Raw genomic sequence first — 18,922 nt, forward strand, 5'->3', positions numbered from 1 at the left:
CGTTGCTGGCTCATCGCATCAGGAGGTAAGCAGCCGCCAAGGCCGACGCGCAAGCAGACATGCCGTAGAGGATGGCAATCGCGGGACTCAGGAGCGCGCTAGCCACCGAACGAGTAGCCGGCCTCGGCACATCTAGAGACCATTCAGAGGTCTGATTCGCCACAACCTGCCCATACAACAGGCGATATGCCCGCTCCAAGGAGAGGTAGTAGGCATCAAGGACCGCGAAGGCAAGCACCACATAAAAGGCAACCAGAGGCGCGAACGCTGAAGCTGGAGTTGCCGAGCCTGCCGCCAGCAAGCCTGCCGTCACCGTGACACACCATCCCTTAATTGTCATAGAGTGCGCCGATAGGCGCGAAATGACCGATTGGACCATTTGCAGGTGAGCTTCGCGCGACATGCATTGATCATGACAGCTTGGCGCAACGGATCGCCCGCCTCCCACGACCTCCCGAACACAAGCCAATCCTGCGTATAAGATCTGATCAATCACGTAGCGGAAGCAGGTGAGCAGTGCTGAACGACCCCAGTCCCTCTGAGGCTATTCGCGTCTTTATCTCCTACAGCCACGACAGCGATGATCACAAGCGAAACATATTGGGCTTGGCGCAGGACCTTCGTAGGCAGGGGATCGACGCACAGATCGACCAGTTCGTCGAGGCAAACCCACCCCTGGACTGGGCTCGCTGGATGCGTGATCAGATTTCGGAATCAGCCTATGTACTGCTCGTCTTTACAGAGCAGTATGCACGACGATTTCTTGGGAGAGAAACGCCTGGGCGCGGATACGGCGTGCGATGGGAAGGCGCAATTGTTACAGGTGACCTTTACTATTCAGACCGAGAGAACGTAAAGTTCATACCCGTTGTGGTTGAGGCGGCGGACAATCACCTCATCCCTTCCCCTCTCTCGCTGACTAGTAGGTACACGATCGGAAGACCTAACGATCGGAACCTAGTCCCACTGCTGCGCCACCTCTTGAATAAGCCGGCGGTCGTGCCTGAGCCTCTCGGAGAGGTACCAATAGATTTCGGCGACACGGATACACCGGGCTTCGACGTCTTGTCGCAGGCGAAGCACCTGCTGGCAGCGGGTGAAACCAGGGAAGCCATAAAGATACTGACAGCCTCTGTCGACGCCCCTGATCGAAAGGTGGCGGCTCGGGCGGCGTTTACTCTCGGATGCGTGCTTGAGGACGATGAACAATTCCTCGCCGCCGTCTCGGCTTTCAGGCGGACGCTAACCTTCGGACCCAGGTCAGGCGTCGCCGATGAAGCATTTGAGAGGCTTCAGGCCCTTCTCGCAATAATGGGATCTCATTTCGGTGAAGGCAGTGCCGTGGATACGGCCCACCGATGGCTGGAGGCGGTCAAGGATGGGCGCATGGAGGATGTTTGGAAGGGCTTGGATCGTCAAACGCGCCTAGTCTTGGCCCAAGCCTGGATTCTAGCCAACGAACGCCATCCCCGGCTTAGGGGAGTAGATAGAGAAGAAGTCGCGCAGGATCTTTCGCTTCCAGAGCCACAGCACTGGCTGAGGGAGGACTTCTTCTCAACACAGCTCAATGAGTTCCAAGTAGCGTATGCGGGATATGACCCTGACACTTGGGGCGCCGCTGAGCGACCCCGACCTTTCGAACTGGATTACGAAGTGGTTCTCCTGACGGAAGTAGGGGGTGATCCCTTTGTCTGGCAACCCAACACACAGGTCTCGGGTATCGTCCTCATTCTTCGCTGGCAGGTGGGTGAATGGCGGGTCGCAGGGTTCGGTCTAGAGATCCCAATACCGGGTTGGCCACCAACGCGACGAGCCGTTGACAGTTCCATTGTTAACCTAACCGAACACCGCCAACCTCCATTGGCCGAGGACTCGCAGTAAGAGAGGCTAAACCACCCCGATGGACCGGGCGGATTCATTCGAGTGCAACCCGAAAACAGCGCCTCCAAGCCATCCCGTCGGCCTTCGTCCGGACCACCACCCCTGCCATCGGCGCCGACAGGCCAGACGTCCGGGCCGGTGGAAGTCGACCGTACCGTTGGCGCCAACGGCTGTGTCTCTTTGGGCCAGCACATGGTCCTAGCCGCCGAGATCCTCGCCGGCCGCCGCGTCGGGGTCCGCATCGAGGAACACACCCTGGCCTTCTTCGACCTGGACACCCGCGAGCTGCTGCGCACCCGCCCCAACCCGTTGACCCCCGCGCAGGTGGCCCGGCTACGCAGCGCCCGCCCCGCCGGACCGCCACCACAACCGGCCACCGGACCAGTCCGAGTGCAGCGGCGGGCCTCCAACAGCGGCGTCGTCATGGTCGTCGGTCAGAAGATCGCCCTCGGCCGGGTCTACGCCCACAAGACCGTCACCATCGACGTCACCGACACCGACCTGGCCATCCACTGCGACGACGGCACCCGCACCGTCCGCCGCACCACCGACCACCCCGTCCGGAACCTGAAAGCCAGCCGACCCCGCAAGGTCACCCTTAATGTCTAGACCAACCGTCAAACATCAGGTGGGACGCATCCGTCAATCATGTGGTGGGACTAGACATCCCACTCGACACGCTGTGATCCGTCAGCTGATGTGCCCGTGCTCGGCATGCCCTGGGGGCCGAACTGGGACAACGATGCCCTCTGGTACAAGTTGACAACTGCCGCCGCGCCCAAACGATCCGCCAGACGTGACGTAGGGGCGATGCAAGTGGTTTGATGGGTCGCATGTCCTGGCAGTTGAAGAAGTCTCGCGGCCTCTTCTTTGCGCGAACCGGCGAACCGCGATTGAGCTACTGGGCGAACAGCGCCATTCGATCGGATATCGAAAGGGCTGGCGGGAAGATCCCGAAGGACCTCCTCGACTGGAACCCGACCGCTCCCTCAAGCCGATCCAATTGCCCCGTGATGCATGGGATGGTGGAGGAAATAGTTGGCCTCGTTGACCCTAGATGGCGTACACGGGCAAGCAATATATATGCAGGACGCACCCTCAGCAGTGATGACACTGCATTCACGGGTCAGAACGTCCGCAGTGGCATGGTCGCGATGTCTAGCGAATTTAGTGCGGCAGTCATTGTTTATGCGGCAATATTCTTAACCTACATGGCAAGCATTGGCGACTCAAGGAATAGAACCCGCCACGAGGCCGCGCAGATCTTGGATGGCATGCGTGAGGAGCTCGACGAGGCTATCGAAAGGTTTAAGGTTGGAGGCCTGCTCGCGGTCAAGGGAACGAAGTTTATGGGGTTCCCCGACCAAAGCTACCTCGACGCTCTGGACCTGCACGCCCGCTACGCCGAAGAGTTCACAATTGCCCATGAGATCAGTCACCACGTCGCGCGGGATCTGTCGTCACGCCGCGACAGGACCGTAGCTGCTCTGCTTGCCGAGCTGCGATCATCCAGCGAAACCCTTCCCTTGGTAAGCCGGTTGAGCGCAGAGCAGCGAATGGAACTGGAAGCGGACCTGTTGGCCACCTTGATAATTGCGGGCAGGTTTTCTTCCGAAGGTGTCGATCCAATGAGGCTTCACCTGGCGCTTATGGGCGCAGCGACCGCGCTGGTGACGATTGGGCACTTGCGGGACGAATGGGTTTCCGAGCCCAGCGATGAGCACCCAGGATGCCTGACGCGGCTCTATGTTTTACTTATGTTCATCAGCGAGAACTACGGGAGTTTCTCCCTCCTGCCGAACGAAGGCGGCGTTCCGGCTATGCCACTGGCACGCGTAGCGGGAGCTTGGATGTCGTTCGCACACTGGGCGGAGGGGTTCCATGAAGCCGCCGACGACTTGAACCGAATCCGGAGGGTTGACCGGGACTATCCAGATTCCATTCTGCTCGCAGGTCACTACGCGGCGATCTTCGGCATCGCCTCAGAGAAGTGAGAGCGACTTTGCGGTCCTATGGCCTGCCAGGGCAGCTCCAGTGACGGCGCAAATCAACCCTGTCGCAACCGTCTAGTAGATGCGCCAGCCTCTACAACTCTGGGCGAGGGAGCCGTAGCCTGACACGGTGAACCGTCTTGCTGACCGTGCCGCTCAACTCTCCGAGCAGTGCCTCTCTGTGGCTCTTCCCCGTCGATGGAAGCACGTACAGGCCGTCGGAGCGAAGGCTGAGAGCCTCGGCCGACTCGTCGGCGATGACGCGGAACTGCTTACTGCTGCTGGATGGCTGCACGACATCGGCTACGCCCCGGACATCGCTGACACGGGCTTCCACGCGCTGGATGGGGCTCGATGGCTGCTCCGGCGGGGCTTCCACCCACGACTAGCAAGTCTGGTCGCCCACCACTCGTGCGCGTCTTACGAAGCTGAGGAACGGGGGTTGAAGCCAGCCCTCATGGCGGAGTTTCCCCTCGAACAGTCACCGACTTCCGACGCCCTCTGGTTCGCCGACATGACTACGGGGCCTGACGGGCAAGACCTGACCGTGGAAGAGCGATTGGCTGAGATCCGTGAACGCTACGGCCCGGAGGATCTGGTGACGCGCTTCTGGATGAAGGCAGAAGCACCGCTGCTTGAAGCCGTGCACCGAACGAAGGAGCGACTGGCGGCCTAACCGATGTACGGCTGCCGCCGGTTCTCAAAGCCGTGGTCAATCCGCAGCCGCATCGACGGGTGGATCGAGAGCTCATTCAGCTTGTCCCGTGCGACCCACCGCACCTCCGAGGACTCGTCGCTCGACGTTGGCTGACCGCTGACGTAGTGGCCACGGAAGCAGATCGAGAACTGCTGCCTCACCTCGCCATCGCTGTACTCGACCACATGATGTGGGTTGGTGTAGATCCCGACGACGCTGGTCACCTCGATTTCGACGCCAGCTTCCTCGCGTGTCTCGCGTACCGCCGTCTCGGCGATGTACTCGCCGAAGTCCTGGGCGCCGCCGGGCAGTGCCCATAGGCCGTTGTCGGTTCGCTGGATGAGCAGCACCCGTCCGTGCTCGTCCTGGACGAAGACGGTTACAGCCACGACGATGCTGTTCGGCTTCGGGGCGTTCGGGTTGTTGAAGTGCTCGATCCGGGCCATAGCCCTAGCCTCTCATCGCTGGTGACTCAGTGCTCCGGCCAGACGGCCCGCTTCTTTCCGAGGACTCGGTTGAAGCTGGCGACGTAGCTGTCGAACAGGTCCCCGCCGCCGAGCCGGCGCAGGTGCAGCACAGGGGCGTAGGCGGCTGGTGTGCCGTAGAGGTGAGTGTTGACGAGCATCTCGTCGTCGAAGCGGTAGATGGAGTTGTAGAGGATCGTGTCGTGGTAGTAGATCCCGACGTTGGGCAGGTCCCGCAGGTCCTTGTAGAAGGCCAGCGCGTTCAGGACCTTGCTGGACATAGCCTGGCCGATGCCTTCGTCGTCGCCGCGTTCGGCGATGTGCTTGCCCTCCGGGTCGCCGAATAGCAGCTCAACCTGAGCCCCGGCCAACGCCTTCTCTCGCAGGGTCGGCACCCATCGGTGGTTGAACTCCGGCAGGAATAGTCCGCCGTAGACGAGCACGCCGACCTGTCGGGTTGCCTTCTCCAATAGCTGCTGCCAGAGGTCGGTCGGCACGGCTCCACGGCGCGGATAGATGTGGACGACCTCAGACTGGCTGACCTGCACGGCTCGCTGCGTGGGTAGAGCGTCCGGCCAGAGGTACGACTCGCTCTCCTCCAGCAGCTCGGCGATGGAGTGGCGATAGCGCGGGTAAGGGTTCCGGCTTTGAGTGACCCACCGTTCGACGGTCTTCGGATCGACGCCCAGCTTGTCAGCGAGCGTGGCTGGCGTCAGGCCCTTCTTGAGCATCCCGCTGCGTAGGCGGTCGTTTGGCATCTCGACTCCTGCGGGCTGGATGGCGGGACGGTTTCGGGGGACGAGTAATCCTAACAAGGACGTCCCTTGTCGTCCATGTCTCGTGGTGAACTCGTCACTACTGATCGATGCACCCTGATTCCAGAAGAGCTGCCGTCCAAGAAGGACGCAATTGGCCCACCGATACGGGCTCAGCTCATGAGATGAAGGAGTCAGTCATGGGACGTCTGCTGCTGGACACCTCGCGGGTGTCGTACGAGGTGTCGGTGAACCAGGTGCCGAAGCTGGACCAGAACGGTCAGCAGAAGTTCGACCGGGAGACAAAGCACCCGATGTGGACGGTGCACCTGTACGCGCTGTCGGAGAACTCCGGCGAGGTCATCAACGTGACCGTGGTCAGCCCGACCATGCCGCCGGTGACGGTGCGTCAGCCGGTGGTTCCGGTGGACCTGGAGGCGCCGGCTGCGGGCTCCGGCAGGGTGAGATCTTCGGCATCAGCCCGGACGACATCGACTCTGCCCGGCCCGTCCTGCACGTGACCCGCCAGGTGAAGCTCGTCCGGGGCCGCCTGATCTTCGCGCCGCCCAAGGGCGGCAAGGTCCGGGACGTTCCGCTACCTGAGTCGGTATCGCGCCGGCTCGCCGAGCACGCCAAGCAGTACCCGCCGGTCGACGTCACCCTGCCGTGGGGCACCTCGACCGGCGAGCCGCGGACCGTGCCGCTCTACCTGACCACCCCGGCCGGAACGGCGCTGAGCCGGACGGGCTTCAACTCGGGAGTCTGGAAGCCCGCCATCCGCGCCACCGGCGTCCCCGACAACCGACACAACGGCATGCACGTGCTCCGGCACACCTACGCCTCGGTCCTGCTCGACGCCGGCGAGAGCGTCAAGGCCCTCTCGGCGTACCTCGGGCACTCCGACCCCGGCTTCACGCTCCGGATCTACACGCACCTGCTGCCGGCCAGCGAGGACCGCACCCGCCGCGCTATCGACCACGCCTTCGCCGACGACCCGCAGATCCCCGACGGCATGGAGACGGCATGATCATGGAAATCGGGGCTGTTGCAGGCGCTCCACCGCAGGTCAGAGCGCCTGCGGTGATCACTTGGCGTTGAAGTAGCTCGCCTCCGGGTGGTGCACCACGATCGCGTCCGTCGCCTGCTCCGGCATCAGCTGGAACTCCTCCGACAACTGCACACCGATCCGCTCCGCACCCAGCAGCTCCACGATCTTCGCCCGGTCCTCCAGGTCCGGGCAGGCCGGGTAGCCGAACGCGTACCGGCAGCCCCGGTAGTCGGTGCGCAGCAGACCCGCCAGGTCCGCCGGATCGTCGTCGGCCACCGTACGGCCGCCCGGCAGGGTCAGCTCGGCGCGGATCCGCCGGTGCCAGTACTCCGCGAGCGCCTCGGTGAGCTGCACGGACAGCCCGTGCACCTCCAGGTAGTCGCGGTACTCGTTGCGGGCGAACATCTTCGCCGTGTACTCGCTGATCGGCTGCCCCACCGTGACCAGCTGCAACGCCACCACGTCCAGCTCGTCGCCGCGCGGACGGAAGAAGTCGGCCAGGCACAGCCGCCGCTCCTGCCGCTGCCGCGGGAAGGAGAACCGTGCCCGCTCCGAGTGCCCGTTCTCGTCCAGCACCACCAGGTCGTTGCCCTCGGCGTACGCGGGGAAGTAGCCGTACACCACGGCCGCCTCCAGCACCTGGTCGGCGATCAGCCGGTCCAGCCAGTAGCGCAGCCGCGGCCGCCCCTCGGTCTCCACCAGCTCCTCGTAGGACGGCCCCTGCCCACTGCGGGCGCCCCGCAGGCCCCACTGCCCGAGGAAGGTGGCCCGCTCGTCGAGCAGCGCCGCGTAGTCGGCCAACGGCACGCCCTTGACGACCCGGGTGCCCAGGAACGGCGGGGTGGGCACCTCCACGTCGGTGGCCACGTCGGAGCGCACCGACGCGTCGTCCAGCTCCGGCAACGACTCGCTGACGATCGCCCGTTGCCGCTCGCGGCGCGCCCGGCGGGCCGCCAGGGCCGCCTCCCGCTCCGCGTCGATCACGGGCGCGCCGCCGCGCTTCGCCGTCATCACCCGGTCCATCAGGGACAGCCCCTCGAAGGCGTCGCGGGCGTAGTGCACCTGGCCGGGGAACATCGCCCGCAGGTCGTCCTCGACGTACGCCCGGGTCAGCGCGGCCCCACCCAGCAGGACCGGCCAGCGCTCCGCGACCCCGCGCGCGGCCATCTCGGCGAGGTTCTCCTTCATGATCACGGTGCTCTTGACCAGCAGGCCGGACATGCCGATCGCGTCGGCGCGGTGCTGCTCGGCGGCCTCCAGGATCGCGTTGATCGGCTGCTTGATGCCGATGTTGACGACCTCGTAGCCGTTGTTGGACAGGATGATGTCGACGAGGTTCTTACCGATGTCGTGCACGTCGCCGCGCACCGTGGCCAGCACGATGCGGCCCTTGCCGCCGTCCTCGGCGGTCTCCATGTGCGGCTCCAGGTACGCCACCGCCGTCTTCATCACCTCGGCGGACTGCAGCACGAACGGCAGCTGCATCTGACCCGAGCCGAACAGTTCGCCGACGACCTTCATGCCGTCGAGCAGGATGTCGTTGATGATGGACAGCGGGCTGCGCCCCTGCGCCATCGCCGCGTCCAGGTCGGCTTCCAGGCCGGTGCGCTCTCCGTCGATGATCCGCCGCTTGAGCCGCTCCTCCAGCGGCAGCGCGGCCAACTCCTCCGCCCGCCCGGCCCGCGCCGACGCGGCGTCCACGCCCTCGAAGATCTCGATGAACCGCTGCACCGGATCGTAGCCCTCGCGGCGCCGGTCGTAGATCAGGTCCAGCGCCGCCTCCCGCTGCGCGTCGGGGATCTTGTTGAACGGCAGGATCTTGCTGGCGTGCACGATGGCGCTGGTCAGGCCCGCCTCGCGGCACTCGTGCAGGAAGACCGAGTTGAGCACCTGCCGGGCCGCCGGGTTGAGCCCGAAGGAGACGTTGGAGATGCCGAGGGTGAAGTTGACGCCCGGCCAGCGGCGGGCGATCTCCCGGATCGCCTCGATCGTCTCGATGCCGTCGCGCCGGGTCTCCTCCTGGCCGGTGGCGATCGGGAACGTCAGCGCGTCGATCAGGATGTCCGCGCGGTCCATCCCCCACCGCCCGGTGAGGTCGTCGATCAGCCGGCCCGCGACCCGCACCTTCCACTCGGCGGTGCGCGCCTGCCCCTCCTCGTCGATCAGCAGCGCCACCACGGCGGCCCCGTGCTCCTTGACGATGGGCATGACCCGGGCGTAGCGGGACTCCGGCCCGTCACCGTCCTCGAAGTTGACGGAGTTGACCACGCACCGGCCGCCGAGCATCTCCAGCCCCGCCTCGATCACCGCCGGCTCGGTCGAGTCCAGCATGATCGGCAGGGTGGAGGCGGTGGCGAAGCGGCCGGCGAGCTCCCGCATGTCGCGGGTGCCGTCGCGGCCGACGTAGTCGACGCAGAGGTCCAGCAGGTGCGAGCCGTCGCGGGCCTGGCTGCGGGCGATCTCCACGCAGGCCCGCCAGTCGGCGGCGAGCATCGCCTCACGGAAGGCCTTGGAGCCGTTGGCGTTGGTGCGCTCCCCCACCATCAGCAGGGAGGCGTCCTGGGCGAACGGCACCGGGTGGTAGACCGACGAGACGCCGGCCTCGTGCCGCGGCTCGCGCGGTGCGGGGCGCGTGCCGTGCAGCCGCTCGGCCAGGACCCGGACGTGCTCGGGGGTGGTGCCGCAGCAACCGCCGACCAGCGAGACGCCGTACTCGGTGACGAACCGCTCCAGGGCGTCGGCCAGCTCCACCGGGGTCAGCGGGAAGTACGCCCCGTCGGCGGTCAGCACCGGCAGGCCCGCGTTCGGCATCACCGACAGCGGAATCCGGGAGTGCCGGGAGAGGTAGCGCAGGTGCTCGCCCATCTCGGCGGGCCCGGTCGAGCAGTTCAGCCCGATCAGGTCGACCCCCAGCGGCTCGATCGCGGCCAGCGCCGCCCCGATCTCGCTGCCCACCAGCATGGTGCCGGTGGTCTCCACGGCGACGTGACAGATGATCGGGACCGTGCGGCCGAGCCGGGCCATGGCCCGCTTCGAGCCGACCACCGCGGCCTTGACCTGGAGCAGGTCCTGGCACGTCTCCACGATCAGCGCGTCCGACCCGCCGTCGATCAGGCCCTCGGCGTTCTCCTGGTACGCGTCGCGCAGGGTCGCGTAGTCGGCGTGCCCGAGGGTGGGCAGCTTGGTGCCCGGGCCGATCGAGCCCAGCACGAAGCGGGGCCGCTCGGGGGTGGCGTACGCGTCGGCGGCCTCCCGGGCGAGGCGCGCCCCGGCCTCGGAGAGCTCGCGGATGCGGTGCTGGATGTCGTACTCGCCGAGGTTGGCGAGGTTGGCGCCGAAGGTGTTCGTCTCGACGCAGTCGGCGCCGGCGGCCAGGTACGCCTCGTGCACCCCACGCACCACGTCCGGTCGGGTCACGTTGAGGACCTCGTTGCAGCCCTCGAAGCCCTCGAAGTCGTCGAGGGTGAGGTCGGCCGCCTGCAGCATCGTGCCCATGGCGCCGTCGGCGACGAGAATCCGGTCTGCCAGTACGTTGAGCAATGAGGTCCGCACGGGATCAGGTTAGTGCCGCCGAGGCCGTACCGATCCCCCCGTACGGCCCTTCCCACATTGTGTCAGCGGGATCACGCTGTCCGGTTCATCGCGGTATGGCTGGCCCCCGCCGGGCGCGACCGGCGCGGCCGACGGGCCGCATCCCGCCCAGACACGTAGGCTGACGGACGTGAAGGACTACAGCGACAGCACCACGCCCGGCGGGCGGACGGCCGGGTCCGGTCCCGGCGCCGCCTCCGACGAGCAGGGTGAGGTGACGGCGTGACCGAGTTCGACGGACTGCCGGTGCTGCGGTCCCCCGTGGCGATCGCCGCGTTCGAGGGCTGGAACGACGCCGCCGACGCGTCCACCGCCGCGGTCGAGCACCTGGAGCAGGTGTGGCAGGCCCGGCAGGTCACCGAGATCGACCCGGAGGACTTCTACGACTTCCAGGTCAGCCGCCCCACCATCACGATGTCCGAGGGCGAGACCCGCCGGGTGGAGTGGCCGACGACGCGCTTCATGGTGGCCAGCCCCGAGGGCACCGAGCGGGACGTCGTACTGATCCGGGGCATCGAGCCGAGCATGCGCTGGCGCACCTTCTGCGAGCAGGTGCTGGAGATCTGCCACAGCCTGGAGGTCGAGCGGGTGGTCGTGCTCGGCGCGCTGCTGGCCGACGTGCCGTACACCCGGCCGTTGCCGATCAGCGGCAGCGCCTCCGACGCGGAGGCAGCCCAGCGCTACCAGCTCACCCCCACCCGCTACGACGGGCCGACCGGGATCGTCGGCGTGCTGCACGACGCCTGCAACCGCGCCGAGGTCGACGCCGTCTCGTTCTGGGTGCACGTGCCGCACTACGCCAACAACCCGCCCTGCCCGAAGGCCACCCTCGCCCTGCTGCACCGGGTCGAGGAGGTGCTCGACCTGCCGGTTCCCATGGCCGACCTGGCCGAGGAGGCCGCCGAGTGGGAGCAGCGGGTGCGCGGGGCCGCCGAGCAGGACGCCGAGCTCGGCGAGTATGTGCGTGAGTTGGAGGAGCGCGTCGGCGACGCGGGCATCACCCCGCTGACCGGTGACGAGATCGCCCAGGAGTTCGAGAAGTACCTGCGCCGGCGGGGCGGCTCCGCCGGCCCCACCGCCGGCTCCTGGTAGCGCCCCTCTCCCCTGCCCCGTCGGGCCCCGGACGTTCGTCGTCCGGGGCCCTTTCGTGTGCCGGTGCGCGGCACCTCGGCGTGTCCGGGGTGGCGCCGTCACCACCCCTAGGACATCCTAGGAACCTAGCTGTGATCGAGGAGGCAGGCATGCAGATCAATCCGGGCGCGGCCGAGTTCCCGCACCGGCAGATCGCCGCGCAGCTCAAGACCCAGATCCGCCGCGGCGACTGGGCGCCGGGCGAACGGCTGCCGTCCATCCCGGCCATCGCCGAGATGTTCGGCGTGGCCAAGCAGACCGTGCAGCGCGCCGTCGACCAGCTGCGGGTCGAGGGCATCCTGATCACCAAGCCCGGCTCCGGGACGTACGTCCGGGGCACCCGGCGGCGGCTCAACCGGCTCTCCCGGGGCCGCTACGGCGGCTTCCGCGGCTACCACACCGACCTGGCCGCGCGGTACCGGCAACAGCTCGTCTCGGTCGGCCGGGCCCCCGCCCCGCCCGAGGTGGCCGACGCGTTCGGGGTGGCCGACGGCACCGACCTGCTCTGCCGCCGCCACCTCGTCCGCACCGAGGACTCCCCCGTCGAGGTGGGCGCCTCGTGGTTCCTGCCCGCCGACACCGCCGGCACGTCCCTCGAACGCGCCGAGGCGTTCGGCCGCCCGCTCTACCAGGAGGCCGAGGAGGCCACCGGCCGGCGCTACGTCTCCGCCACCGACACGATCAGCGCCCGCCAGCCCAGCCGCGAGGAGGCCGAGATCCTCCAGATCCGCCCCGACACGCCGGTACTGCACCTGCTGCACGTCGCCTACGACGCCCACCGCAAGCCGATCGAGGTAGCCCAGGCCACCTGGCCCGGCCCGGTCACCACGCTCACCGAGGAGTACAAGATCCCCGCCCCGACCCCCGACCCCGCCCCGGACCCGGGTCTGGTCCTGGGCTGACCCACCGCCCCGCCCACACCCCACCCCCGCCACGCCCCGTCGATCATGCACTTGTGGTGGGCGGTCACCGCCGATTCGCACCCTTCGCGGGGCGCCACAACTGCATGATCGACGCCCGAGGGGGTGCGGGCGGGGCGGGGTGGGTGGGGTCAGAGGTGGAGGCCCAGGAGGGCGTCCAGGGTGGTGGCGAAGAGGGCGGGGGCGGCGGGGTCGTCGGCAGCGCCGGCGAGGGTCGCCTCGGCCCACGCGTCGGCCAGCGCCAGTGCGCCGGGCGAGTCGAGATCGTCGGCGAGCCTCGCGCGTACGCCGGCCAGGAACTCCTCGCCCGACGGGCCGGCGGGCGCGGCGGCGGCCCGCCGCCAGCGGCCCAGCCGCTCCAGCGACGTCGCGAGCAGCTCGTCGGTCCAGGCGCGGTCCGCGCGGTAGTGCCCGGAGAGCAGGGCCAGCCGGACCGCCATCGGGTCGACCTGGTCGGCGCGCAGCCGGGAGACGAACACCAGGTTGCCCCGGGACTTCGACATCTTCTCGCCGTCCAGGCCGATCATGCCGGCGTGCACGTAGTGCGCGGCGAACGGCGCCGCGCCGGTGAGCCGCTCGGCGTGCGCGGCCGAGCACTCGTGGTGGGGAAAAATCAGGTCGTTGCCGCCGCCCTGCACGTCGATCCGGTCGCCGAGCAGGTTGAGCGCGATGACGGTGCACTCGATGTGCCAGCCGGGGCGGCCGGCGCCCAGCTCGCCGCCCGGCCAGGACGGCTCGCCCTCACGGGCGCCCCGCCACAGCAGCGGGTCGAGCGGGTCGCGCTTGCCGGCCCGGTCCGGATCGCCGCCGCGCTCGGGGAAGATCTCCAGCATCTGCTCCCGGGTCAGGTTGGACTCGTAGCCGAAGCGGGGGGACGCGGCGATGTCGAAGTAGACGTCACCGGTGCCGTCCTCCAGGCGGTACGCGGCCCCGTCCTTGAGCAGCAGGAGGACCCGCTCGGCGATGTCGGGGATCGACTCGACCGCGCCGACGTAGTGCGCCGGCGGAATGATCCGCAGCGCCTCCATGTCCTCCCGGAACAGCGCGGTCTCCCGCATCGCCAGGACCTTCCAGTCCTCGCCGTCGCGCTCGGCCCGCTCCAGCAGCGGGTCGTCGATGTCGGTGACGTTCTGCACGTAGCGCACGTCGAGGCCGGTGTCGCGCCACACCCGCTGCACGAGGTCGAACGCGATCATGGTGGCGGCGTGCCCCAGGTGTGTGGCGTCGTAAGGGGTGATGCCGCAGACGTACATGGTCGCGGTGCCGGTCGGGTCGCTCGGGTGGGTGCCCTGCCGCGCGGAGTCGAACAACGACAGCGGCTGGCCCCTGCCCGGCAGCCGCGGCACCTCATGTCCCGCCCAAGAGTCCATGACCGTCAGCCTAACCAGCCGGCTCAGCGCGGCAGGCCCGGCCCACAGTGATCAACATGACAACGTCGTGGACCAGCCGCGAGCGCTCACATGGGGGGCCAGGGCACCGCAGGCCAGTCCTGTGACGGCTGCGGGAACAGGCCGCTGCGCCGCAGCCGGTCGACCCGGGCCGCCAGCTCGGCGACCTCCCGCAGGGTCAGGTGCTCGGCCAGCTCGGTGCCGAGTGCCCCGGGGAGCTGGCCGGCGAGGGCGTCGAGGGTCTCCACGGCGTCCGCCGGCAGCTGCCGGCCGGCCCAGCCCCAGAGCACCGTGCGCAGCTTCTCCTCGACGTGGAAGCTGACCCCGTGGTCGACGCCGTAGATCCGGTCGTCGGGGCCGACGAGGACGTGCCCGCCCTTGCGGTCCGCGTTGTTGATCACCGCGTCGAGCACCGCGAGCCGGGCCAGCCGCGGATCGTCGGCGTGCGCCAGCGCGTACGGCGCGCCGTCGTCGTCGCGGGCCGCGGCGATGGGGAACCAGCGGGGCGGCAGCGCGTCGGCCGGCACGAACCCGACGAGGGGCTCGGCCTCGTCGGGCTCGTCGATCCAGAGCTGGCACGACCCCGGGCCGAACGGGCCGTCGCGCAGCACCGTCGGCGGGACCAGGTCCCACCCGGTGGCCCGGGAGACCACGTACGCCGAGACCTCCCGGCCGGCCAGCGTGCCGTCCGGGAAGTCCCACAGTGGGCGCTCACCGCGGATGGGCTTGTAGACGCAGCGGGCCGTCAGCCCGTCGAGGGTCAGGATGCCGCGCAGGGTCGTGTTGGAGGCGTCGACGAGCCGCCCCTCCAGGTCAAGGTGGCCGTCGCGGAGCAACCGGAGCGCGGCCTCGCCGTCCTGTCGGGGCTGGAGATCCGATGTCACCGGTGGTAACCGTTGTGGCGCGGGCAGAGGTGACCGGCGGGATCGAGGGGCTGGCCGCAGAGCGGGCAGGGCGGCCGGCCCGCGTTGACCACCCGTCGGGCCCGCTCGATGAACTGGCGGGTCGCCTCGGGGGTCAGCCGCACCCGGAGCCGGTCGAGGTCGTCGTCCGGCTCCTCGTCGTCGTCCTCGGCTTCCTCGTCGTCGTCGGGCTCACCGAGGTCGACCTCGGCCTCCCCCTCCCCGACGGCGATGGCCTCGATCACCACGGTCGCGGTGTCGACGTCGAACGCCAGCCCGAGCGTGCCGACGCGGAACTCCTCGTCGACCGGTGTGTCCAGCGGGTCGTTGTCGCCGACCGCGGCCACCGGCTCGGGCAGCTCCACGCCGAATCGGCGCTGCGCCTCGGAGAGCAGCTCCTCGAGCTTCTCGGCGAGCAGCGACACCTGGACCTTCTCCAGCGCGACGCTGACCAGCCGGCCACCGCCGCGCGCCTGCAGGAAGAACGTGCGCTCCCCCGGCGGCCCGACCGTCCCGGCGACGAACCGCTCCGGCGGCTCGAAGGCGTGCACCTGGTGGGTCATACCCACGACCCTATCCGGCGCGCCACGGCACCGCGCACCCCACCGACGCGAATCGCCGCGCGCCCGCCGCGCCCGGCGCACCGGCCGCCGTAGCCGGGCGTGGCGGGCGGCCGGAGCCGACCCGCCGCCGACCCGCCCAACCGGTCCGGGTCCCCCGCGCCCCGAGGCCACGGCCCGGGGCGTTCCCGGCTGGTCACCGGCCCGCTCCCGCCCCGCCACCGACGGGCGCGTCGGAGTCGCCGGCGCCGGCGGACTTCGCCGCCCCCCGGCGCCGCTTGCGCGGCGGCGGCACCAGCCCGGCCAGGTCGCCGCCGGTGTCGTTGAGCCGCATCAGGAAGGGCCGCAGCGGGGTGTAGCGGATCGCCGTCACCGACGCCGGGTCGGCCACGATCCGCTGGAACAGATCCAGGTGTACGCCGAGCGCGTCGGCCACGATCGCCTTGATCACGTCGCCGTGGCTGCACGCCAACCAGACCGCCTCCGGACCGTGCTCGGCGGTGATCCGCGCGTCCCAGCTGCGGACCGCGGCGACCGCCCGCGCCGCCATCGCCGCCATCGCCTCGCCCTGGGGGAAGACCGCGGCGCTCGGGTGCTGCTGGACGACCGGCCAGAGCGGGTCCTTGGCCAGCTTCTTCAGCGGCTGGCCCTCCCAGGCTCCGTAGCCGCACTCGATCAGCCCCTCCTCCACCACCGGGGCGACCCCGGGCAGCGCCAGCTCCAGGGTCTGCCGGCAGCGGATCAGCGGGCTGGTCACCACCGCCGCGAACGGCAGGGCCCGCAGCCGTTCGCCGACCGCGCCCGCCTGGGCCCGGCCCGTGTCGTCCAGCTCGACGGGCTGGCGCCCGGCCAGCCCACCGTCCGCGTTCGCGGTCGTCCGGCCGTGTCGCAGAAGCAGAAGGGTCGCCACGGGACCACCCTATGGCCTGCGCCCGACAGCGGCCCTCCGCCGGCATGTCGGGATGACAGGTATGCGGCATCAACCCGGTTCCCCCGTGAAAGTCCAATAACATGAGAATTGATCGGTCCGCGCCGACGGAACGGACGGGTGGTCCAGGTCCTGGCTCGGAGGGTGCGTGCGACGCGATGGGCGACTCGGCTTCCCCGCAGTCCTCGACGGGCCGCGACGCCCCGGACCCCGACGACTCGTACCGCGAGTTCCGACGACCGCTGCTGGTCCTGGCCCTCACCACGGCGATCGCCGGCTTCGTGGACGCCTTCGCCTTCCTGCGCTACGGCGCGTTCGTCGCCAACCAGTCGGGCAACGCCATCTTCCTGGGCCTGAGCATGGCCGGGCGGCATCCCACCTGGCCCGAGTCGGCGGCCTCGCTGGTCGCATTCGCCGTCGGCACGGGCGTGGTCTCGCAGATACGCGCGGCCCGCAGCCGCTGCTCGCCGTCCGCGCGAGGGCTCGCCGCCGCCGTGCTCGCGATGTCGCTGTGGGCGGTGCTCAACGTCCTGCTCCGCTACGGCCACCAGGGCGGGCTGCCGCGCGTCACGCTGGCCGCCGCCGGCGGCCTCGCCCTGGGCGCCCTGGCGACGCTGTTCGCCCGCACCGCCGGCATCACCACCGCCATCACCTACCAGTCGGGCACGGTGGCGAAGACCGGGGAGCGCGTCGGCCGTTGGCTCGTGGGGCCGGGCCGGGGCCGCAGCCGGGCCAGGCAGGGCGCGCTCCTCGGGCTACTGGGGCTGACCTGCTACGCCGCCGGTGGCGGCGTCGGAACCGTGGCGCAGGAACGCCCGCTCTGGGTGCCGGCCTGGGCGGCGCTCGCCCTGTCGACCGTCGCGCTGCTGCTCCGGCAGGTCCGCTCCGCGCGGTGACCCGCTCCGGCGTAGCCCGCCGCCGGAGGTCCACCGGGGTACGCCGGTCCCCCGTCCGTGCCGCGAGCCGGATCCGGCGGGCCGGCCGGAACTCAGCGTACGTCCGTCGCGGGCTGGACGTCCTGCACGAAGCTCTCCGACCGGTCCGCGCCGTAGCGGCCCAGCACGTCCAGCACCGAGGGCACCGCCTCCTGCCGCACCACCACCTCGACCCGGGCCCGATCCAGGAGGTCCTGGTCCTGCCAGTAGCCCCGGGGCAGCGCGCGGGAGGCCGGCTCGGCGGTGGAAACGGTGGCGTCGGAGACCACGATGGCGGTGGCGCCCGCCGCACGCAGGGCGTCGCGCAGCTCCCGCGTCGTCGGCAGCAGGGTCGGGTCCACCGTCGCTGTCACCAGCCGGGCGTGCCCGGCCGGCTGGGCGGGCGCCACAGCCGTTTCCCGTCCGGCCCGGTGCTGCCGGCGCTGCGGCGCGCCCGTGCCGCTGAGCCCCGCGACGCCGCCGAGGTGGTACGCGGCGGCGCCCTGCTGGGCATGGTCGAGGTCGTCCTGCTCGTCAGCCGGGGCGCGGAGCCCGACGAGCGCCTGCACGGCGGCGGCAATCGCCCAGCTGAGCACGAAGGCGAAGGCCACCACGCTGAGGACGCCGACGAGCTGGTGCCAGAGCAGGGATCCGCCGCCACCGAGGAAGAGCCCGTCCTTGCCGAGCGGGTTGACGCCGCTGTCGCCGAAGAGGCCGAGCAGCAGCGTGCCGAGCATGCCGCCGACGAAGTGCACCGCGAGGACGTCCAGCGCGTCGTCGAGCCGGAGCAGGTACTTCAGCCGCAGCGCCGTGTGGCAGACGATGCCGGCGATCGCGCCGATGACGATGGCGGAGATGGTGTTGACGTACCCGGCGGCCGGGGTGATGGTCGCGAGCCCCGCGACGGCACCGGAGACGCTGCCGACCACGGTGCTGTGGCCGTCCTTGAACCGTTCCGCCACCAGCCAGAGCAGCATGCCGGCCGCGGCGGCGAGGTGGGTGTTGATCAGCGCCTGGGCGGCCACCCCGTTGGCCTGGAGTCCGTCGCCGCCGTTGAAGCCGAACCAGCCGAACCAGAGGATGCCCGCACCGAGGATGGTCAACGGGATGGAGTTGGGTGGGGCGGCGGTGCGCGGCCAGCCCCGGCGGCGTTTCACCACCAGCAGGGTGCCCAGGACCGCGGCCCCCGCCGAGGCGTGGACCACCAGTCCCCCGGCCCAGTCCTGGGTGCCGAACTTCGCCAGCCAGCCGTCGGGGTGCCAGAGCCAGTGCGCGATCGGGGCGTAGACCACGATGGACCAGACGGCCAGGAACAGCGCCCAGCCGAGGAACTTCAGCCGGCCGGCGGTGGCCCCGGTGACGAGCGCGGGGGTGATCACCGCGAACATCATCTGGTAGGCGACGAACGCCAGGGTGGGTACGGTCACCTGGCCGGCGACGACGTGCAGGTTGGGCGCGGGCGGGACGCCGAGGCCGGTCAGCCCGAACAGTTCGAGGTTGCCGAAGAGGCCGGTGCCGGCGTCGTCGCCGAAGGCGATGGTGTAGCCGACCAGCACCCAGGTGAGGCTGACGACGCCCAGCGCGATGATGTTCTGTTGCAGCATCGCGAGCACGTTGCGGGTGCGGACCATCCCGCCGTAGAAGGCGGCCAGGCCGGGCGTCATGAACAGCACGAGGCCGGTGCAGACCAGCACCCAGGCGGTGTCGCCCGAGTTCACCGCTTGCTGAGCGAGCACGGCGCTCACCTCTTCT

Annotated in this window: 18 protein-coding genes; 9 read left to right on the forward strand and 9 right to left on the reverse strand. The window is 69.3% G+C overall.

Features of this window, described 5'->3' with window-relative positions:
- Nucleotides 1-10: 10 nt before the first annotated feature.
- Nucleotides 11-403 carry a hypothetical protein gene (locus tag ACGFIG_RS15810; protein ID WP_393003347.1) on the reverse strand — a complete coding sequence of 131 codons (393 nt, stop codon included), beginning with the start codon at nt 401-403 and terminating at the stop codon, nt 11-13.
- 113 nt (nt 404-516) lie between these two features.
- On the opposite strand from ACGFIG_RS15810, the gene ACGFIG_RS15815 reads away from it, so the two are divergent.
- From ACGFIG_RS15815 to ACGFIG_RS15830, 4 genes are all read left to right on the forward strand, one after another.
- Nucleotides 517-1,881, forward strand: a complete 1,365-nt coding sequence (locus ACGFIG_RS15815) for an SEFIR domain-containing protein (protein ID WP_393003349.1) — start codon at nt 517-519, stop codon at nt 1,879-1,881.
- Between the two features lie 192 nt (nt 1,882-2,073).
- A complete protein-coding gene (locus ACGFIG_RS15820; protein ID WP_393003351.1) occupies nt 2,074-2,490 on the forward strand; it encodes a hypothetical protein in 417 nt (138 codons plus the stop codon).
- A 224-nt stretch (nt 2,491-2,714) separates the two neighbouring features.
- Complete coding sequence (locus ACGFIG_RS15825) at nt 2,715-3,875, forward strand: hypothetical protein (protein WP_393003353.1); 1,161 nt, start codon at nt 2,715-2,717, stop codon at nt 3,873-3,875.
- Between the two features lie 127 nt (nt 3,876-4,002).
- Entirely contained in the window at nt 4,003-4,548 is a 546-nt protein-coding gene (locus ACGFIG_RS15830) for an HDIG domain-containing metalloprotein (RefSeq protein ID WP_393003355.1), read from the forward strand.
- Here the strand turns inward: ACGFIG_RS15830 and ACGFIG_RS15835 are convergent.
- Complete coding sequence (locus tag ACGFIG_RS15835; RefSeq protein WP_393003357.1) at nt 4,545-5,015, reverse strand: NUDIX domain-containing protein; 471 nt, start codon at nt 5,013-5,015, stop codon at nt 4,545-4,547. The two genes, ACGFIG_RS15830 and ACGFIG_RS15835, sit on opposite strands and share 4 nt — an antisense overlap.
- Nucleotides 5,016-5,041: 26 nt before the next feature.
- Entirely contained in the window at nt 5,042-5,791 is a 750-nt protein-coding gene (locus tag ACGFIG_RS15840) for a helix-turn-helix domain-containing protein (protein WP_393003359.1), read from the reverse strand.
- A gap of 197 nt (nt 5,792-5,988) precedes the next feature.
- Between ACGFIG_RS15840 and ACGFIG_RS15845 the strand changes: the two genes are divergently transcribed.
- Both ACGFIG_RS15845 and ACGFIG_RS15850 read left to right on the forward strand, forming a co-directional pair.
- A complete protein-coding gene (locus ACGFIG_RS15845; RefSeq protein ID WP_393003361.1) occupies nt 5,989-6,309 on the forward strand; it encodes a hypothetical protein in 321 nt (106 codons plus the stop codon).
- Nucleotides 6,279-6,815, forward strand: a complete 537-nt coding sequence (locus ACGFIG_RS15850; protein ID WP_393003774.1) for a tyrosine-type recombinase/integrase — start codon at nt 6,279-6,281, stop codon at nt 6,813-6,815. The genes ACGFIG_RS15845 and ACGFIG_RS15850 overlap by 31 nt, the downstream gene beginning before the upstream one ends.
- 57 nt (nt 6,816-6,872) lie before the next feature.
- On the opposite strand, the gene metH is transcribed toward ACGFIG_RS15850, so the two are convergent.
- Nucleotides 6,873-10,376 carry a methionine synthase gene (gene metH, locus ACGFIG_RS15855; protein ID WP_393003776.1) on the reverse strand — a complete coding sequence of 1,168 codons (3,504 nt, stop codon included), beginning with the start codon at nt 10,374-10,376 and terminating at the stop codon, nt 6,873-6,875.
- A gap of 273 nt (nt 10,377-10,649) precedes the next feature.
- Between metH and ACGFIG_RS15860 the strand changes: the two genes are divergently transcribed.
- A complete protein-coding gene (locus ACGFIG_RS15860) occupies nt 10,650-11,519 on the forward strand; it encodes a PAC2 family protein (RefSeq protein WP_393003363.1) in 870 nt (289 codons plus the stop codon).
- Between the two features lie 149 nt (nt 11,520-11,668).
- Entirely contained in the window at nt 11,669-12,460 is a 792-nt protein-coding gene (locus tag ACGFIG_RS15865) for a GntR family transcriptional regulator (protein ID WP_393003365.1), read from the forward strand.
- Between the two features lie 149 nt (nt 12,461-12,609).
- Here the strand turns inward: ACGFIG_RS15865 and mshC are convergent, their stop codons facing one another.
- The 4 genes from mshC to ACGFIG_RS15885 all read right to left on the reverse strand — a co-directional run bounded on the left by mshC (nt 12,610) and on the right by ACGFIG_RS15885 (nt 16,238).
- On the reverse strand, nt 12,610-13,848 hold the full coding sequence (gene mshC / locus ACGFIG_RS15870; protein WP_393003367.1) for a cysteine--1-D-myo-inosityl 2-amino-2-deoxy-alpha-D-glucopyranoside ligase: 1,239 nt from the start codon (nt 13,846-13,848) through the stop codon (nt 12,610-12,612).
- 86 nt (nt 13,849-13,934) lie between these two features.
- Nucleotides 13,935-14,750, reverse strand: a complete 816-nt coding sequence (locus tag ACGFIG_RS15875) for an SCO1664 family protein (RefSeq protein WP_393003369.1) — start codon at nt 14,748-14,750, stop codon at nt 13,935-13,937.
- Nucleotides 14,747-15,331 carry a DUF3090 domain-containing protein gene (locus ACGFIG_RS15880; protein ID WP_393003371.1) on the reverse strand — a complete coding sequence of 195 codons (585 nt, stop codon included), beginning with the start codon at nt 15,329-15,331 and terminating at the stop codon, nt 14,747-14,749. Before ACGFIG_RS15880 ends, ACGFIG_RS15875 begins: the two co-directional genes overlap by 4 nt.
- 193 nt (nt 15,332-15,524) lie before the next feature.
- Nucleotides 15,525-16,238, reverse strand: a complete 714-nt coding sequence (locus ACGFIG_RS15885) for an MSMEG_4193 family putative phosphomutase (RefSeq protein WP_393003373.1) — start codon at nt 16,236-16,238, stop codon at nt 15,525-15,527.
- Between the two features lie 176 nt (nt 16,239-16,414).
- Between ACGFIG_RS15885 and ACGFIG_RS15890 the strand changes: the two genes are divergently transcribed.
- Nucleotides 16,415-17,152: a YoaK family protein gene (locus ACGFIG_RS15890; protein WP_393003375.1), complete on the forward strand. Its 738-nt coding sequence runs from the start codon at nt 16,415-16,417 to the stop codon at nt 17,150-17,152.
- Nucleotides 17,153-17,244: 92 nt separating this feature from the next.
- On the opposite strand, the gene amt is transcribed toward ACGFIG_RS15890, so the two are convergent.
- Entirely contained in the window at nt 17,245-18,906 is a 1,662-nt protein-coding gene (gene amt / locus ACGFIG_RS15895) for an ammonium transporter (RefSeq protein WP_393003377.1), read from the reverse strand.
- Nucleotides 18,907-18,922 lie beyond the last annotated feature (16 nt).

The sequence above is a fragment of the Micromonospora sp. NPDC049048 genome, from assembly GCF_043197615.1.
Taxonomy (GTDB): Bacteria; Actinomycetota; Actinomycetes; order Mycobacteriales; family Micromonosporaceae; genus Micromonospora.